This window comes from Bradyrhizobium sp. i1.15.2, from assembly GCF_040548425.1.
Classification (GTDB): Bacteria; Pseudomonadota; Alphaproteobacteria; order Rhizobiales; family Xanthobacteraceae; genus Bradyrhizobium; species Bradyrhizobium canariense.
Genome location: NZ_JBEPRQ010000004.1, coordinates 247,328 through 262,905, shown reverse-complemented (window position 1 = coordinate 262,905; position 15,578 = coordinate 247,328). Strand labels below are relative to the sequence as shown.

Genomic DNA, 15,578 nt, shown 5'->3' with positions numbered 1-15,578 from the left:
GGAGGTAGTCTGGATTGCTTCGTCGCTTCGCTCCTCGCAATGACGGAGGGTGGAGCGACGACGACGCCTTACTCAGCCGGCTCAGCCGCCAGCGTCGGGTAATCCGTGTAGCCCTTGGCGCCGCCGCCGTAGAACGTGTTCTTGTCCCAATCGTTCAGCGTCGCGCCCGCCTTCAGGCGCTCGACCAGATCGGGGTTGGAGATGAACGGCTTGCCGAAGGCGATGAGATCAGCCGCGTTCGCGTCCAGCACCTTGGCGGCGAGATCGAAATCATAGCCGTTGTTGGCGATGTAGGCGCCGGGGAAGCGCTTGCGCACGCCCGCATAGTCGAACGGCGCGATGTCGCGCGGACCGCCGGTGGCGCCCTCGACGACATGGAGATAGACGAGCTTCAGCGCCGCGAGACCATCGACGATATGGTCGTACAGGGCTTGCGGGTTCGAATCCGAGATGTCGTTGGCAGGCGTCACCGGCGAGATGCGGATGCCGGTACGATCGGCTCCGGCCTCCGCCACGACGGCCCTGGAGACTTCCAGCATCAGTCGCGCGCGGTTCTCGATCGAGCCGCCATAGGCGTCAGTACGCTTGTTGGTGCCGTCCTTGGCGAACTGCTCGAGCAGATAGCCGTTGGCGCCGTGGATCTCGACGCCGTCGAAGCCGGCTTCGAGCGCATTCTTCGTGGCGCGCTTGAAATCGTCGATGATCCCTGGAATTTCGGAGAGTTCGAGCGCACGGGGCTCAGAGACGTCAGCGAAGCCGCCGTTGACGAAGGTCTTGCCCTTGGCGCGGATCGCGCTCGGTGCCACCGGGGCTGCGCCATTGGTCTGAAGGTCGACATGCGAAATGCGGCCGACATGCCAGAGCTGGATGAAGATCTTGCCGCCGCGCTGGTGCACCTGATCGGTGACCTTGCGCCAGCCGGCAACCTGCTCCTTGGAATAGATGCCGGGGGTGTCCTGGTAGCCTTGGCCCTGCTGCGAGACCTGGCTCGCTTCGGTGATCAGAAGCCCCGCAGAAGCACGCTGGGCGTAATAGTCGGCGGCGAGCGCGCCCGGTACGAAGGTGCCGGGAAAGGCGCGGTTGCGCGTCAGCGGCGCCATCACGAAACGGTTCGCCAGCGTGATCGGGCCGAGCTTGTAGGTCTCAAACAATTTGGTCGAACGGCTCATGAGAATGCTTCCAGGCGGTGAGAGATCCGGAACACTTGTGCATCGCGGCAATCAGCGCAAGGGAGGAGCCATACGGAAACTGCAGGCGAGATGCGCAGCGGGGCTACGCAGCATAAAGCATGTGCAATTTCAGCCGCGGCAGCAGATTCGATCTCCCGCCGCGGCCGCCTGAATCATCGGGTATTAGTTAGCGCCGAGGAAATCGCGTTTGCCGACCTCGACGCCGGCGTGGCGCAGAAGGCCGTGGGCGGTGGCGGCGTGGAAATAGAAGTTGGGCAACGAGAACGCGCTGAGGAATTGCTGGCCCTTCATGGTGATGGACTTGTCGGGACCGGCCGGGAAGGTGACGTCCTTGGTGTCGGCGCCCTCGAACTGCTCGGGCTTGAACGATTTCACATAGTCGATGGTCTTGGCGAGCCGCTGCTTCAATTCGGCAAAGCTAGTCTCGGTGTCTGCTGTGGAGGGCACTTCGCTATGGGTCAGCCGGGCGCAGCCTTTGGCTGCAAAATCGCTGACCAGCTGGATCTGCTTCGAGAGCGGCAGCATGTCCGGAAACAGGCGGGAGCCCAGCAGGACGGCGGGATCGACCTTCTTGGCCGCGCAATGCGCCTCGGCTTTCGTGAGCAGGCCGGTCAGGCTGTTCAGCATTTGCAAATAGGCGGGAACGACGGCGTCGTGGAAGGACATGTGATGCTCGCTATTGTGGTGGGAAATCTCAGGAGAAACCTGAGCCACTCACATGGGAACCTCATGGAAAAATACAATCGCGGGAGCGGCTTGTGCAGTGCGAAAATTCTACCGAGCGGGCTTGTGGTGCTATCGGCGCCCCCCGCTGTCATCGTCCGGCCTGACCGGACGATCCAGTACTCCGAGGCAGCTGTGATTGAATCGATAGGCCGCGGCGTACTGGATGCCCCGCTTTCGCGGGGCATCCAGTAATTCTAGTGCTTAGCGGATCGTCCCCGCCGGCTGCGCCTGTGCCGTGCCACCGCGCATTCGGGCCAAAAGCTCGGCGGTCGGCCAGGAATCCGCGGGCAGACCGTATTTGATCTGCATCGCCTTCACCGCGGCGCGGCTCTGCTGGCCCAGCACGCCGTCGACCTTGCCGACATTGAAGCCGGCCTGGACCAGAAGCTGCTGCAATTGCTTGAGCTCGTTGAACGGCAGCTGCGCGACCGGTGTGGACGGCTTTCGCATCGGAGCCGCGCCCGCGATGCGGGTAGCGAGATAGCCTGCGGTGGTCGAATAGATCAGCGAGTTATTCCACTCGGTGTAGGCCGCGAAATTCGGGTACGCCATGAAGGCTGGCCCGAAGCGCCCCATCGGCAGCAGCACGGAGGCCGCAAGATTGTCGTTCGGCAGCGGCCTGCCGTCGGGATAGGTCACACCGAGCTGCGCCCATTTCGAGCGCGGCAGCTGCACCGTGAGGTCGGTCTGATCCCACGGCAGGTTTTGCGGCACCTTGATCTCTTCCAGCCACGGCTCGCCGCGCCGCCACTTCAATCCGTTGGCGATGTAGTTCGCGGTCGAGCCGATCACGTCGTCCTCGCTGCGGAGGAGATCGCGTCGTCCGTCGCCGTCATAGTCGACGGCATAGTTGACGTAATGCACGGGCAGGAACTGGGTCTGTCCGAGCTCGCCGGCCCAGGAGCCGACCATCTCGTCAGGATGCAAATCGCCGCGGTCGATGATCTTCAGCGCGGCAATGGTCTCGTTCACGAACATCTCCGAGCGGCGGCAATCATAGGCCAGCGACACCAGCGATTTCAGCGTCGGCAGATTGCCCATGTTGACGCCGAAATCGCTCTCCAGTCCCCAGAACGCTGCGATCACCGCCGGCGGCACGCCGTATTCCTTTTCCGCGCGCGCGAATGCGGCCGCATGTTGCTTGATGTGCTGCTGGCCGTTCTGCATGCGATAGGGCGCGGCCATGCGGCCGGCAAATTCGGTGAAGAGCTGGCCGAACACGCGCTGGCCGCGATCGCGATTGACGATGCCCTGGTCGTAGACGAGGTAAGGCGCGGCCGCCGCGATCGTCCGCTGCGACACGCCGGCGGCAACGGCCTGTTGTTTCACGTCGGCCAGAAACCGATCGAAGTTCGCGCCGTTATGGCACGCCGCCGCGCGCGGCGACGGCGCGGTCGCCCTGGGGGCTGCTGGTTTTGCGGGCGCTGGCGCGAACTGGGCGGAGGCGGTTGCAGACAGCGCGACAAGAGTGACGGCCGCGATCGCAAATCGGGTCTGGAGCATGAGGTTTCCGGGGGGAGGGCGCGTGGGGAATCTTGCCAAAGCTTAAGGGAATTGAGCGCCTCAAACCATCCTTTCGTCATGGCCGGGCTTGTCCCGGCCATTCACGCTTTCGGCCTTGCGCCGGAGGGAGAACGTGGATGCCCGGGACAAGCCCGGGCATGACGGAAAAGCAATGTTGGTCAATAGCCGCGGCTCCGCGACGCACCTTGAAACCTTGCACGCGGACGGGGGGCATCCCTACCTCATGCTTGCCGGCCTGCAACGCCTCCAGCGGCCACGGCCGGCCTCGGGAGACGGCCATGAACTATCTTCGTACCGCAATGCTGCTTGCAGGCCTCACCGCCCTGTTCATGGGCATCGGCTATCTGATCGGCGGTGCCGGCGGCGCCATGATTGCGCTCGTCATTGCCGCGGCGACCAATCTCTTCACCTACTGGAACTCCGACCGCATGGTGCTGTCCATGTATGGCGCCCATGAGGTCGACCGCAGCAGCGCACCGGAGCTGGTCGGGCTCGTCGCCGAGCTGGCGGGCCGGGCCGGCTTGCCGATGCCGCGCGTGTTCCTGATGGACGAGCCGCAGCCCAACGCGTTTGCCACCGGGCGCAATCCCGAGAATGCCGCGGTTGCGGTCACCACCGGGTTGATGCGCCAGCTCAGCCGCGAGGAGCTCGCCGGCGTGATCGCGCACGAGCTCGCTCATATCAAGCACCACGACACGCTGCTGATGACTGTGACCGCGACCATTGCAGGCGCGATCTCGATGCTGGCGCAGTTCGGCATGTTCTTCGGAGGCAACCGCGACAACAATGGTCCGGGTATCGTCGGCTCGATCCTGATGATGATCCTCGCCCCGATCGGCGCCATGCTGGTGCAGATGGCGATCAGTCGTACGCGCGAATACGCCGCGGACAATCTCGGCGCACGCATCGCGGGTCAGCCGATGTGGCTGGCATCGGCGCTGGTGAAGATCGAAGGCGCTGAGCATCAGGTCCCGAATGTCGAGGCGGAGCGAAATCCCGCCACCGCGCACATGTTCATCATCAATCCGCTGTCGGGCCACGGCGTCGACAATCTGTTCGCCACCCATCCTTCGACGCAGAATCGCATCGCGGCGCTTCGGCAGCTCGCAGCCGAGCTTGGCGCGCAGGCGTCGCCCTCGGTCGGCGCCAATGAGAACTACCCGCCGCGGAGCCCATGGGGCCGCTCTTCTTCACGCGGCCCTTGGGGCTGACGCGGAAGCAGCGCGAATTTGCTCGCTTTGTGACCTGTCGCACACAGGACGGTCCCGGCCGGTGCTAACACCCTGCCGTGACAGTTCCTGCGAAAGGGGATGCGTGGCCGGCCCTCTGCCTGCCACCCTCGAAGATGACCAAAGCTGCAGTACCATTGTTGATTGCCCTGGGCATGCTGATTGGCCTGTCCACGCACACCGTCGTCAATTGCGGGGACGAGGACGAGCCCGACATCTGCTCGGCGGTGATCGGCTTCTCGCCGCTGCGCGGCTCGCTGATCGCGTTCGCCTATGAGGGGCGCGGACGGATCGCGCTGCGCCATAGCGACTGGCGGCGGGCGATCGCTGATTTCGACGAGGCCATCCACCTCAATCCCAACCGCGCCTCGCTCTATCGCGATCGGGCGCTGGCGCGCCGGCAGAACGGCGACCTCGAACTTGCCATCGAGGATTACGACGAGGCGATCGCGCATGACCCCAGGCATGCCGCGCCCTATCACCAGCGCGGTCTCGCGCTCGCGGCCGCCGGCGATCTCGATCGCGCGATCCTGAGCTACAACACCGCGGTTCGCCTCGACCCCTCGGATGCGCAGCCTCGGCTCGACCGCGGCCTCGCCTTCCTCGCCCGGGGCCAGGCGAATGAGGCGCGCGCCGATTTCGAGGCCGCGCTGGCGCTGCCCGCCGGCAAGGACGTCCGCACCCGCGACGCGGCACGCGCAAAGCTCGCCGAACTGGCGAGCGCCGAGCCGACCCGGCTCGCCGCTCCAGGAAAGTGAGCGTCTACTTCGCCTTCTTGGCTTTGGCCTTCTTCGCTTTCTTGGCCGGCTTTTCCTTGGGCGCCTTCTTCTCCACCTTCACCGCGACCGGCGTGCTGGCGGCGATCCGCATCGACCGCGCGTAGCTGTCGGCGACGTTGTCGGCGGACATCTGCAGGCGCTTGGCGGCGGCAATGGCCTGCTCCATGGTGGCCTTGGCCATCATCTTGAAGCGGTCGCCGGTCTCCTTGCCCTTGGCCTTGGCCGCAAGGCCGTTGAATCGGTCCCGCCGCTCCTTGGCGCGGGTCATCAGGCCCGTATGCAGCTGTCTGGCCAGTTGCCGGATCACGACATCCAGGTCGGCTTCCGCCATGTTGTTCTATCCTCTTCGAAAACGGTATCGATGCGGGCGGGACTATGCAGATCGGGCCCCACCTTGGCAATTCCCGGCCACGCGTCATCCGCAGCTTCTGTTGACCAAAACAAAAAAGCCGCGCTGCGCGCGCGGCTCTCTGGCTGGGTTTGGCGCTGTCTGCCTTACTTCAGCGAAGCGACCGGCCCACTTGGTGCTGCCGGATCGGGGTCGAAGCCGAACACGCCGACCAGATATTTATAATAGTCCGGCAACTTCTCCTTGAGCGCCTCGCGCGACTTCGGGTCGTGGAATTCGCTCTTCCCGGCCAGGAAGATGCTGGCGGTTACCGCGAAGAACTCCATGTGATTCTTCAGCGCGTAGGATTCCTTGGGCAGGAGATCCTTGGACTTGGCGTAGGCGTAATAGCCGATCACGCCCTTGTTGGCGTAGCCGTCCGGCAACAGCCGCGCGTGGTAGGCGTGCAGCAGCTCGTGCAGCAGCACGGCTTCCTTTTCGTAACGCATCATGTCCGGCCGCAGCATGATCACGCCAAGGCCGGAATCGACCGCGAGGTCGACGGCGTTCGGATTGCTCCAGCGCTGCTTGTTGGGGTCCCAGACCGTCAGTGTGCGGGGAGCGGTGCGCTGGATGTCAGGCGTGACCCGGCCGTAGCAGGCAGTCGCGGCGCCTTCGTCGAGGCAGGCGAGCTCGCTGGCGATGATCGGGACGGTGCGGAAGAAGCGCAGCACGCGCGGCGAGAGGCCGGCGGCCTCGACCACATCGATCTGGCTCTTCACATTGTCGGTGAGCTTGTCGACATCCTTGCGGTCCGAATTCTCCGACAGGTCGAACATGTAGCCGCGGTAGCTCTGGAAGCCCGGCGGTAGCGCCTGCGCTGCGCCGGCGGACGCATCCAGCGGTCCGGCATGGGACGGATCGGCAAAGAGCGCGCCGACAATGGTCGCGGTCAGCAGCAACCCAATGCGCATGATGAACCCCCTGATGTCACTTCACGCGGCAGAATAAGCCGCCGTTGTTTGCGAAAAGTGAGTGGGGCGAGACTAAGGCAGCGATGTTGAGGCGTGCTTAATCGATGGTTGCAGATCGCGGAAGGGAATTAGTGCCGGATTAACCAAGCGTGGATTGCCCGCGCGCTTCGGCGTAGCATGCGATCCGGGCACCAAGCCCCACACCAGATAGCCGGAAGGGAGGATGCCATGTATGCCGCCATCCGTCAGGCCAAGGCGAAAAGCGGGAGCGCCGAAGAGCTGGCGCGCCGTATCAAGGAAGGCGCTGTTCCGATCATCAGCGACGTCGACGGCTTCCGCGCCTATTACGTCGTCTATGCCGGCGACGACACGGTCACGGCGATATCGATCTTCGACAAGTTCGAGCAGGCGGAGGAGGCGAACAGGCGTGCGATCGCCTGGATCGAGAAGGATCTGGGCTCGCTGCTTGCCGGCGACGCCCGCGCCGCCGCGGGTCCGGTGATCGTGCATACGCTGGCGTAAGTCCTTCGTCATTGCGAGGAGCGAAGCGACGAAGCAATCCAGGCTGTCACTGCGGAGACAGTCTGGATTGCTTCGCTTCGCTCGCAATGACGAGGAGGTAGATGTGCCCCTTCACAACTCCCGCGCATTCGAGAACGCAAAACTCGACACCCGCCGCGTCGTCTCGTCCAGGATCAGCGTGCGCGTGATCGGCGGCTCGGCGCGCTGGGCGCAGTTTTCGCGCTCGCAGAGACGGCAGTTGACGCCGATCGGCGTGCCCTCCGTTTTCTCCAGATCGATGCCGGCAGCATAGACGAGGCGCGCGGCGTGACGAATCTCGCAGCCGAGGCCGATGGCGAAGCGCGGCTGCGGCAGCGGGTGCGGCGCGACGGGACGGCGCACCATCTGTGCGATCGAGAAATAGCGCGTGCCGTCCGGCAGCTCGATCACCTGCTTCAGCAGGCGGTCAGGCGTGTCGAAGGTCGAGTGCACGTTCCACAACGGACAAGTGCCGCCGAATTTCGAGAACGGGAACGTGCCCGATGAAAATCGCTTCGAGACGTTGCCGGCATTGTCGACACGAAGCAGGAAGAACGGGATGCCGCGCGCGTTCGGCCGCTGCAGGGTGGTGAGCCGATGGCAGACCTGCTCGAAGCCGGAATTGAAGCGCTGTGCCAGCAGATGGATGTCGTAGTTCAATGCTTCGGCGGCAGCCAGGAAAGCCGGGTAGGGCATCATCACGGCGGCCGCAAAATAGTTGCCGAGCGTGATCCGGAACAGGCGGCGCGGTGTGTCGTCGAGCGGGCCGGCGCGGCCGATGATGGTCTCCAGATGCTGCGTGCATTCAACGAGACCAAGCTGGAAGGCGAGCTGGAATGCGCGGCCGGGCGGGTCGACCAGCTCGGAGATCAGGAGCTGGCGCCGGTGGCGGTCGAAGCGCCTCAGCGTCTCGCGCATCACGTCCACGGGCATGATGCGGGTCTGGATCGAATGCTTTTCGCGCAGCCGCGCCGCGAGCGCCGCATAAAGCTCTTCGGCCGGCACGTTCAGCTCGTCGCGCAAAGTCTCCGCGGCCTGCTCGAGTTCCGGAAAGTAGTTGCGGTTGGCCTCGATCAGCTCGCGGACGCGCTCGACCGGATTGGCCTCATAGCGGGTGCCGACGTCGCGGTCGGCCATTTGTGCCGCGGCCAGCGTCTCGCCCTGGCGGGCCTCGGTATAGGCGGCATAGAGCCGTTGCAGCGCATGGGTGACGCCCGGGCAGAGCTCGGCGAGGTCGCGCAGTTCCTGCTTGGGAACGTCGATCTGGCGGAACAGCGGGTCGGAGAAAATCTCGTTGAGTTCGGCGAAGAAGCGGTCCTCGTCGGCGGTCGCGAGGTCGCGCAGGTCGAGGTCGTAGGTTTCGGCCAGCCGCAGCAGGATCTGTGCGGTCACCGGACGCTGGTTGCGCTCGATCAGATTGACATAGCTCGGCGAGATCCCGAGCCCCTCGGCGATTTGGGTCTGCGACAGCCCCAATTGCTGTCGGATCCGCCGGAAGCGCGGGCCGACGAAGAGCTTCTTGCTGGAACCGGCGGGCATTCTCAGGTCTCCGGAGGCATCAAGGGCAGGCTTGTTGACCAATTTTATTTACAAGATTTACAAAGTTACATCTATTAAAGTACCGATGTTACATGACATCACCATTCAAATACAAGCCCACTATACGAGCTGAGCTTTCTCGCGTTTAGCTTCTGACACGCATCTCGCAATGCATTGTCAAGAATGTCGATGGCTGGTGGCCATCGTCAGCGAAAGGATCAGGCACATGAATTACCAGCCCCGCGGCATCAGCACCCTCCAGGCCCCCGCCTCGTATCAGAGCGAGGTCGAGGCGGCCCGGTCGCTCCTGGAGACCCAGCCGACCTGGAACGGGGTGTCGGCCGAGGCCGTCGCCCGCATGCGCCTGCAGAATCGCTTCAAGACCGGCCTCGACGTCGCCCGCTACACCGCGGCGCTGATGCGGGCGGACATGGCCGCCTATGACGGCGACCCCACCAAGTACACGCAGTCGCTGGGCTGCTGGCACGGCTTCATCGCCCAGCAGAAGCTGATCTCGGTCAAGAAGCACTTCGGCAAGACCGATCGCACCTATTTGTACCTGTCCGGCTGGATGATCGCGGCGCTGCGCTCCGAGTTCGGCCCGCTGCCCGACCAGTCGATGCACGAGAAGACCTCGGTGCCGGCGCTGATCGAAGAACTCTACACCTTCCTGCGTCAGGCCGACTCGCGCGAGCTGAACGATATCTTCCGCAACCTCGATAAGGCCCGCAAGGAAGGCGACAAGACCCGAGAGAAGGAGTTGATCGAGAAGATCGACAACTTCCAGACCCATGTTGTGCCCGTCGTCGCTGACATCGACGCCGGCTTCGGCAATGCGGAGGCGACCTATCTGCTCGCCAAGAAGATGATCGAGGCGGGTGCCTGCGCGCTCCAGATCGAGAACCAGGTCTCGGACGAGAAGCAGTGCGGCCACCAGGACGGCAAGGTCACGGTGCCGCACGAGGTGTTCCTCGCCAAGATCCGGGCCTGCCGCCACGCGTTCCTCGAACTCGGCGTCGAAGACGGCATCGTCGTGACCCGTACCGACTCGCTCGGTGCCGGCCTGACCCAGCAGATTGCGGTCAGCCACAAGCCCGGTGACCTCGGCGACCAGTACAACAGCTTCCTGGATTGCGAGGACGTGACGGCGGAGAACGCCCGCAATGGCGACGTCATCATCAACCGCAACGGCAAGATGATGCGTCCGAAGCGGCTGCCCTCCAATCTCTATCAGTTCCGCCCGGGCACCGGGGAAGACCGCTGCGTGCTGGACTGCATCACCTCGCTGCAGAACGGCGCCGACCTGCTCTGGATCGAGACCGAGAAGCCGCATATCGAGCAGATCGCCAAGATGGTCGACCGGATTCGCAAGGTGGTTCCGAACGCGAAGCTGGCCTACAACAACTCGCCCTCGTTCAACTGGACCCTCAACTTCCGTTGGCAGGTCTACGACGCGATGAAGGAAGCGGGTAAGGACGTCAGCAAGTACAATCGTGCCGAGCTGATGAAGGTGGAATACGACGATACGCCGCTGGCAAAGGAAGCCGACGAGCGCATCCGTACCTTCCAGGCGGATTCGGCCAAGCGTGCCGGCATCTTCCACCACCTGATCACGTTGCCGACCTACCACACGGCGGCGCTCTCGACCGACAATCTGGCGAAGGAATATTTCGGCGACCAGGGCATGCTCGGCTATGTCAAGAACGTCCAGCGCGCCGAGATCCGTCAGGGTATCGCCTGCGCCAAGCATCAGAACATGGCCGGCTCCGACATCGGCGACGACCACAAGGAATACTTCGCCGGCGAGGCTGCCCTGAAGGCGGGCGGCGCCCATAACACGATGAACCAGTTCGGCTAACGCATCACGCTAATCGACAGGAGACTGACAATGACCAACAGCAATTTCTGGGTGATCGGCGGCGAGTTCGGCTCGATGAACTTCCACAAGCTGGTGGAAGGCTCGGCCCAGGTGCAGGGTCCGTTCAAGACCCGCAAGGAGGCCGAGGACGCCTGGCGCTCGGTCTCGGAAGAGAACCGCCACAAGGCGGGCGTCCGCTTCTCGATCGTGGAAGAGCCGTCGCGGGTCTCGGCGTGAGAATCTGAACTAACATGCCAATCTGAATAAGAAGACGTCCAAGGACGGAGGGTCCCATCCGGCGCAAGCCGGGTGGGACCGTCTGTTTTTGGCACAGGTGAATAGCCTGTGGGCTCCGTAAGTAACTGGAATTGTAGGGCCTTTGCGGACACATTGGTTGCTGATAGGTTAATCCGGCCAAGTGAGGACGAGGCCGTCAATGTCAGAGCCCGAGACCAGCGGGATCCATCCCAGCCAGCCGCGCCCGGTGCGGCTGCGCGATGCGCTGTTGCGGGCGCGGATCGAGGCCGCCGACCGCACCGGCGTCGTCGTCGATTTGCGCGATGCCGAGGTGGCACGGCTCGAGATCCTCAACGATTCGCTCGATCCTCTGTTCGCGCAGGTGCCTGACAAGATCGACCTGTTCGACCGCGGTATCAGCCAGGGCGATACGCCCAGGCTCTGGATCGACGTCGTCGCGCACATCGTGATGGGGCGCGACAAGCGGATGTACCGCTTCGTGCAGGACACCCGCTTCGGCCGCATCGTGCTCGCCGAATCGCACGACACCGCTGTCATCGTCGAGGCCGTGACCGATTACGTCGCGCGCCGCATGATCGAGCGCGAGCATGCGATGGTGGTCCCGCCCGAGCCGAAGCCCGAGGTCGCGCAGCCGCAGCGCCGCTCGCGCCTCTGGCCATTCGTGCTGGGGTTCGTGCTCGGTGCCGCCGCACTGTTCGGGGTTGCCGTGCTCGCGGCCCTGCGGAGCTGGTGAGGCGTCGTCATTCCGGGGCGCGCGAAGCGCGAACCCGGAATCCATTTATCAGCACGTATCGCGGCCCGATGGGTTCCGGGTTCATGCTTCGCATGCCCCGGAATGACAGCGGTCTAAATCAACTTCACATGCTTGATCTGCCCGATCTGAAGTCCAGCCCCCAGGCTCCGCACCGTCTGCTCGCAACGCCAGCCGGTGTTGTCCTTCTCGATCGTGAACAGATTGTAGGCCGCAGCCGGGGTGCGCCCGTGCGCGAGCGCGGAGGCCGAGGGCACGCCGAGCGCGGGAATGTTGCCGTTGGGTCCCTCGAACCACATCGTCGAATGAATGTGGTCGTGCCCGTGCAGGATCAGCTCGACGCCGTGGCGTTTCAAGAGCGTCAGCAGCTCGGCCGAGTCGATCATCCGCTTGTGGCTTGCGCCGGACTTCAGTGGATGATGCACCAGCAGCACGCGAAAGACGTCCTCGGCTGCGAACCGCTCGAGCATCTCTTCGAGCGACGCGAGCTGATCGCGTCCGAGCGTGCCTGTCGCCATCAGCGGCAAGGTGGGCACCGCCGTGGACAGGCTGATCAGCGCGAGCGGCCCGCGCCGGCGCAGGCTCGGAAAGCCGATACGGCCATCGTCACCCGCAAGATAGGGCGCGAACGTTTCGCCGAAGCGATGAAGAGTGGCGCGGACATAAGCGTCGTGATTGCCGGGAATCGTGGTGACGCGGTCGGGCGGACCGAGGCCGTCGAGCCAGGCGCGCGCCGGCGCGAATTCCGCCTCCAGCGCCAGATTGACGAGATCGCCTGTGACCGCGATGTGGTCGGGACCTTGCGCCTTCACGTCGGCGACGAGTGCGTCGAGCACCTCGCGGCGCTGATACTTGTGACGGTTGCGCGTCCAGTTGACATAGCCGAACGCGCGCTTGCCGGCGAGCTCGATCAGCCGCGGCTTCGGCAGCGGCGGCAGATGCGGGTCCGACAGATGGGCGAGCGTGAAGGGGGCCATTGGGGCGATTGCCTCGCTATTCGCCCGCTGTAATGGCAAGGTCGCAGGCCAGGTGCAAGCGGGGATCAAGGGGGCCCGATGGCGGAACGTCTGAACAGCGTCCGACGCAGATTCGAGCCGCTGCTGCGGCGAATCTTCCACGCCTATTTCCTGCTGGTCCGCGGCATGACGCTCGGCGTCCGCGCCGTGGTGCTGGATGCCGACACCAGGGTGTTCCTGGTCAGGCACAGCTACGTCACGGGCTGGTATCTGCCCGGCGGCGGCGTCGATCTCGGCGAGACCATGGAGCAGGCGATGCGCCGCGAGCTCAAGGAGGAGGGCGATATCGATCTCACTGGCGATGCCGTGCTGCACGGCATCTTCCTCAACAGCCACGTCTCGCGCCGCGACCACGTCGCGGTCTACGTCGTCAGGCAGTTCAAGCAGGATCGCCTGCCCGCGCCCAACCACGAGATCGCCGAGTGCGGGTTCTTCGCGGTCACCGCGCTGCCCGAGGGGACCACGCCCGGCACGCGGTTGCGGATCGCGGAAGTCCTGCACGACAGGCCGCGGATTGCGACGTGGCGATGATGGCTGCCTGTGCTAGTAAATCGCCGCACCTGCGGTGTCGGCGCATGGACGAGGGATGAAGATTGTCTGAATCGACGAGGTCATGGCCATTTCGGGTCGCCGTGCTGGTGCCCTGCTACAATGAGGAAGCCGCCGTCGCGACGGTCGTCGCTGATTTCCGCAAGGCCCTGCCTGCGGCCGAGGTCTACGTGTACGACAACAATTCGACCGATCGCACCGCGGCGGTCGCGCGCGAGGCGGGAGCGATCGTGCGCAGCGAACGGCGCCAGGGCAAAGGCCACGTCGTGCGCCGTATGTTCGCGGACATCGAGGCCGACATCTACGTGCTCGTCGATGGCGATGCGACCTACGACGCGCCGAGCGCGTCGCGCATGATCGACGAGCTCCTCGACGAGCATCTGGATATGGTTGTCGGTCTGCGTGTCGATCAATCGCAAGCGGCCTACCGGCGCGGTCATCGCATCGGCAACCGGCTGTTCACCGGTTTCCTGGCATCGACCTTCGGCCACGCCTTCAAGGACATCCTGTCCGGCTACCGCGTGTTCTCGCGCCGCTTCGTCAAATCCTTCCCGGTCCTGTCCGGTGGCTTCGAGATCGAGACCGAGTTCGCGGTCTATGCGCTGGAATTGTCGCTGCCGGTCGCCGAGGTCGAGACGCCCTATTACGCGCGCCCGGAAGGCTCCTTCTCCAAGCTCGATACCTGGCAGGACGGGTTGCGCATCTTCAACACGATGCTGAAGCTCAACCGGTCGGAGCGGCCGCTGCGCTTCTTTTCGGCGATCGGCATCGTGCTCGCGCTGCTGTCGATCGCTTTCGGGCTGCCCGTCGTGATCACCTTCCTCGAAACCGGCCTCGTCCCGCGCCTGCCCACCGCCGTGCTCTCCATGGGTCTGATGATCATGGCGCTGCTTTCGGCTTCGTCGGGGCTCGTGCTCGACACCGTGACGCGCGGGCGGCGGGAAATAAAGATGCTCGCCTACCTGTCCCAGCCGCCGCTCTGGAGGAGCTGAAATTGCCCCCGGGGGCAGGGCGCAATCCCATGGACCGCTGCCCTCCAAGGTGATATCCCGCCGACGCGATGAACGATCTCTCCCTCACCATCCGGTCGGAAGCCGCCGGCGATGCTCAGGCGATCGAGCGGCTGCACGAACGCACCTTCGGACCCGGCCGCTTCGTGCTCAGCGCGTACCGAATCCGCGAGCATGTGGATCATGTGCTCGATCTATCCTTCACCGCCCGCGTCGGTACGTTGCTGGTCGGATCCGTACGGCAATTGCCGATTTGCGTCGGTGACACGCCGGCACTGCTGCTCGGGCCCCTGACGGTCGAGCCTCCGTTCCGCAGCCGCGGCGTCGGCCGGCTGCTGCTCGAGCGCGCACTGACGGATGCGAAGGCGCAGGGCCATCGCCTGGTGCTGCTGGTCGGCGACGAGCCCTATTACAGCCGCGTCGGCTTCAAGCAGGTCGCCAAGGGACGCGTCACCATGCCGGGCCCGGTCGATTACAGCCGGCTCCTCGTCATCGAGCTGGTCGAGGGCGCGTTCGAAGGCGTATCGGGGCCGATCGGCCCGGACTGGAGCAAGACGCGCACCTGACGCCATCGCTTCGAAGCTCACATGAAGGTAGGGCAGTGCCGGTCGATCAGCAATATTACCGGGAAGTGGCGTCCGGGAGCACGGCGGAAAAGCTGCTGATCGCCGCGCGCGACCGCATCTACCAGGATTTCATCGCCCGCATGCAGCCGTCTGCCTTGGACGAGATCCTGGATGTCGGCGTATCCGACGTGATCAACGACGGCGCGAACGTGCTGGAGCGAAGCTACCCGCATCAGCACAAGATCACGGCGTGCGGGCTCGGCGAAGGAATCGGGTTCAAGGCGGCTTTTCCGCTTTGCCGTTACGTGCAGATCGAACCGAATACACGGCTGCCGTTCAACGACAATGCGTTCGATGTCGCGACGTCCAATGCCGTGCTCGAGCATGCCAGTAGCCATGAAAATCAGGTGCTCCTGGTCGAGGAGCTTTGCCGCGTCGCGCGGCGGGTGTTCATCACCGTGCCCAACAGGTTCTTTCCGGTCGAGCACCACACCGCCATCCCGCTGGCGCATTATTTGGACGGCACCTTCAGGATCGCCTGCAGGATCGCCGGCAAGTCGGAATGGACCGACGAGCAGAACCTGATCCTGATGACGCGAAAACGGCTGCTGGGGCTCGCCGCCAAGTCCTCCACCCCTAAGTCCGCGGCCGTGGGCTACACCGGTTTGTCGCTCGGCCCGCTATCGTCCAATCTCTATCTTGCATTCCGCTAAAGCAGCGCCGCCTCCGTCGCATCATGAT

The 15,578-nt window shown here is 64.2% G+C and carries 17 protein-coding genes; 10 read left to right on the top strand and 7 right to left on the bottom strand.

Annotated features, from left to right (window positions below):
* Positions 1–68 precede the first annotated feature (68 nt).
* The 3 genes from ABIB80_RS11085 to ABIB80_RS11075 all read right to left on the bottom strand — a co-directional run bounded on the left by ABIB80_RS11085 (position 69) and on the right by ABIB80_RS11075 (position 3,419).
* Entirely contained in the window at positions 69–1,169 is a 1,101-nt protein-coding gene (locus tag ABIB80_RS11085; RefSeq protein WP_354127399.1) for an alkene reductase, read from the bottom strand.
* A 183-nt stretch (positions 1,170–1,352) separates the two neighbouring features.
* A complete protein-coding gene (locus tag ABIB80_RS11080; protein WP_007595142.1) occupies positions 1,353–1,856 on the bottom strand; it encodes a DUF1993 domain-containing protein in 504 nt (167 codons plus the stop codon).
* A gap of 261 nt (positions 1,857–2,117) precedes the next feature.
* On the bottom strand, positions 2,118–3,419 hold the full coding sequence (locus tag ABIB80_RS11075; protein WP_219684475.1) for a lytic murein transglycosylase: 1,302 nt from the start codon (positions 3,417–3,419) through the stop codon (positions 2,118–2,120).
* 299 nt (positions 3,420–3,718) lie between these two features.
* Between ABIB80_RS11075 and htpX the strand changes: the two genes are divergently transcribed.
* Both htpX and ABIB80_RS11065 read left to right on the top strand, forming a co-directional pair.
* Positions 3,719–4,651 carry a zinc metalloprotease HtpX gene (htpX, locus tag ABIB80_RS11070; RefSeq protein ID WP_354127398.1) on the top strand — a complete coding sequence of 311 codons (933 nt, stop codon included), beginning with the start codon at positions 3,719–3,721 and terminating at the stop codon, positions 4,649–4,651.
* A gap of 134 nt (positions 4,652–4,785) precedes the next feature.
* A complete protein-coding gene (locus ABIB80_RS11065) occupies positions 4,786–5,427 on the top strand; it encodes a tetratricopeptide repeat protein (protein ID WP_354127397.1) in 642 nt (213 codons plus the stop codon).
* Positions 5,428–5,431: 4 nt separating this feature from the next.
* On the opposite strand, the gene ABIB80_RS11060 is transcribed toward ABIB80_RS11065, so the two are convergent.
* Both ABIB80_RS11060 and ABIB80_RS11055 read right to left on the bottom strand, forming a co-directional pair.
* The gene (locus ABIB80_RS11060; RefSeq protein ID WP_007595135.1) at positions 5,432–5,779 is read right to left on the bottom strand and encodes a hypothetical protein; all 348 of its coding nucleotides are present in this window, start codon (positions 5,777–5,779) and stop codon (positions 5,432–5,434) included.
* A 164-nt stretch (positions 5,780–5,943) separates the two neighbouring features.
* Complete coding sequence (locus ABIB80_RS11055; protein WP_219684476.1) at positions 5,944–6,750, bottom strand: hypothetical protein; 807 nt, start codon at positions 6,748–6,750, stop codon at positions 5,944–5,946.
* A 228-nt stretch (positions 6,751–6,978) separates the two neighbouring features.
* On the opposite strand from ABIB80_RS11055, the gene ABIB80_RS11050 reads away from it, so the two are divergent.
* Positions 6,979–7,272 (top strand): antibiotic biosynthesis monooxygenase, encoded by a 294-nt coding sequence (locus tag ABIB80_RS11050; RefSeq protein ID WP_007595131.1) that lies wholly within the window; start codon positions 6,979–6,981, stop codon positions 7,270–7,272.
* A gap of 111 nt (positions 7,273–7,383) precedes the next feature.
* Here the strand turns inward: ABIB80_RS11050 and ABIB80_RS11045 are convergent, their stop codons facing one another.
* Positions 7,384–8,829, bottom strand: a complete 1,446-nt coding sequence (locus ABIB80_RS11045; RefSeq protein WP_219684477.1) for a helix-turn-helix domain-containing protein — start codon at positions 8,827–8,829, stop codon at positions 7,384–7,386.
* A 226-nt stretch (positions 8,830–9,055) separates the two neighbouring features.
* Here ABIB80_RS11045 and ABIB80_RS11040 point away from each other — a divergent pair, with 226 nt between their 5' ends.
* The 3 genes from ABIB80_RS11040 to ABIB80_RS11030 all read left to right on the top strand — a co-directional run bounded on the left by ABIB80_RS11040 (position 9,056) and on the right by ABIB80_RS11030 (position 11,678).
* Complete coding sequence (locus ABIB80_RS11040) at positions 9,056–10,687, top strand: isocitrate lyase (protein WP_354127396.1); 1,632 nt, start codon at positions 9,056–9,058, stop codon at positions 10,685–10,687.
* A 30-nt stretch (positions 10,688–10,717) separates the two neighbouring features.
* Complete coding sequence (locus ABIB80_RS11035; protein WP_007595122.1) at positions 10,718–10,924, top strand: DUF4170 domain-containing protein; 207 nt, start codon at positions 10,718–10,720, stop codon at positions 10,922–10,924.
* A 199-nt stretch (positions 10,925–11,123) separates the two neighbouring features.
* Complete coding sequence (locus ABIB80_RS11030; RefSeq protein ID WP_219684479.1) at positions 11,124–11,678, top strand: hypothetical protein; 555 nt, start codon at positions 11,124–11,126, stop codon at positions 11,676–11,678.
* A 113-nt stretch (positions 11,679–11,791) separates the two neighbouring features.
* On the opposite strand, the gene ABIB80_RS11025 is transcribed toward ABIB80_RS11030, so the two are convergent.
* Complete coding sequence (locus ABIB80_RS11025) at positions 11,792–12,673, bottom strand: metallophosphoesterase family protein (RefSeq protein WP_354127395.1); 882 nt, start codon at positions 12,671–12,673, stop codon at positions 11,792–11,794.
* A 78-nt stretch (positions 12,674–12,751) separates the two neighbouring features.
* Between ABIB80_RS11025 and ABIB80_RS11020 the strand changes: the two genes are divergently transcribed.
* From ABIB80_RS11020 to ABIB80_RS11005, 4 genes are all read left to right on the top strand, one after another.
* Entirely contained in the window at positions 12,752–13,243 is a 492-nt protein-coding gene (locus ABIB80_RS11020; RefSeq protein ID WP_007595115.1) for an NUDIX domain-containing protein, read from the top strand.
* Between the two features lie 62 nt (positions 13,244–13,305).
* Positions 13,306–14,253 (top strand): glycosyltransferase family 2 protein, encoded by a 948-nt coding sequence (locus ABIB80_RS11015; RefSeq protein ID WP_219684482.1) that lies wholly within the window; start codon positions 13,306–13,308, stop codon positions 14,251–14,253.
* A gap of 68 nt (positions 14,254–14,321) precedes the next feature.
* Positions 14,322–14,837 (top strand): GNAT family N-acetyltransferase, encoded by a 516-nt coding sequence (locus tag ABIB80_RS11010; RefSeq protein ID WP_219684483.1) that lies wholly within the window; start codon positions 14,322–14,324, stop codon positions 14,835–14,837.
* A gap of 35 nt (positions 14,838–14,872) precedes the next feature.
* Entirely contained in the window at positions 14,873–15,550 is a 678-nt protein-coding gene (locus ABIB80_RS11005) for a methyltransferase domain-containing protein (RefSeq protein ID WP_219684484.1), read from the top strand.
* The last annotated feature ends 28 nt before the right edge of the window (positions 15,551–15,578 follow it).

What these genes read in the sequence shown, in the direction of transcription:
- ABIB80_RS11025 (WP_354127395.1), bottom strand. Translation starts at nt 12,673, where the DNA reads ATGGCCCCCTTCACGCTCGCCCATCTGTCGGACCCGCATCTGCCGCCG.
- ABIB80_RS11045 (WP_219684477.1), bottom strand. Translation starts at nt 8,829, where the DNA reads ATGCCCGCCGGTTCCAGCAAGAAGCTCTTCGTCGGCCCGCGCTTCCGG.
- ABIB80_RS11060 (WP_007595135.1), bottom strand. Translation starts at nt 5,779, where the DNA reads ATGGCGGAAGCCGACCTGGATGTCGTGATCCGGCAACTGGCCAGACAG.
- ABIB80_RS11085 (WP_354127399.1), bottom strand. Translation starts at nt 1,169, where the DNA reads ATGAGCCGTTCGACCAAATTGTTTGAGACCTACAAGCTCGGCCCGATC.
- ABIB80_RS11050 (WP_007595131.1), top strand. Translation starts at nt 6,979, where the DNA reads ATGTATGCCGCCATCCGTCAGGCCAAGGCGAAAAGCGGGAGCGCCGAA.
- ABIB80_RS11075 (WP_219684475.1), bottom strand. Translation starts at nt 3,419, where the DNA reads ATGCTCCAGACCCGATTTGCGATCGCGGCCGTCACTCTTGTCGCGCTG.
- ABIB80_RS11010 (WP_219684483.1), top strand. Translation starts at nt 14,322, where the DNA reads ATGAACGATCTCTCCCTCACCATCCGGTCGGAAGCCGCCGGCGATGCT.
- ABIB80_RS11055 (WP_219684476.1), bottom strand. Translation starts at nt 6,750, where the DNA reads ATGCGCATTGGGTTGCTGCTGACCGCGACCATTGTCGGCGCGCTCTTT.
- ABIB80_RS11065 (WP_354127397.1), top strand. Translation starts at nt 4,786, where the DNA reads ATGACCAAAGCTGCAGTACCATTGTTGATTGCCCTGGGCATGCTGATT.
- ABIB80_RS11030 (WP_219684479.1), top strand. Translation starts at nt 11,124, where the DNA reads ATGTCAGAGCCCGAGACCAGCGGGATCCATCCCAGCCAGCCGCGCCCG.
- ABIB80_RS11080 (WP_007595142.1), bottom strand. Translation starts at nt 1,856, where the DNA reads ATGTCCTTCCACGACGCCGTCGTTCCCGCCTATTTGCAAATGCTGAAC.
- ABIB80_RS11020 (WP_007595115.1), top strand. Translation starts at nt 12,752, where the DNA reads ATGGCGGAACGTCTGAACAGCGTCCGACGCAGATTCGAGCCGCTGCTG.
- ABIB80_RS11040 (WP_354127396.1), top strand. Translation starts at nt 9,056, where the DNA reads ATGAATTACCAGCCCCGCGGCATCAGCACCCTCCAGGCCCCCGCCTCG.
- ABIB80_RS11035 (WP_007595122.1), top strand. Translation starts at nt 10,718, where the DNA reads ATGACCAACAGCAATTTCTGGGTGATCGGCGGCGAGTTCGGCTCGATG.
- htpX (WP_354127398.1), top strand. Translation starts at nt 3,719, where the DNA reads ATGAACTATCTTCGTACCGCAATGCTGCTTGCAGGCCTCACCGCCCTG.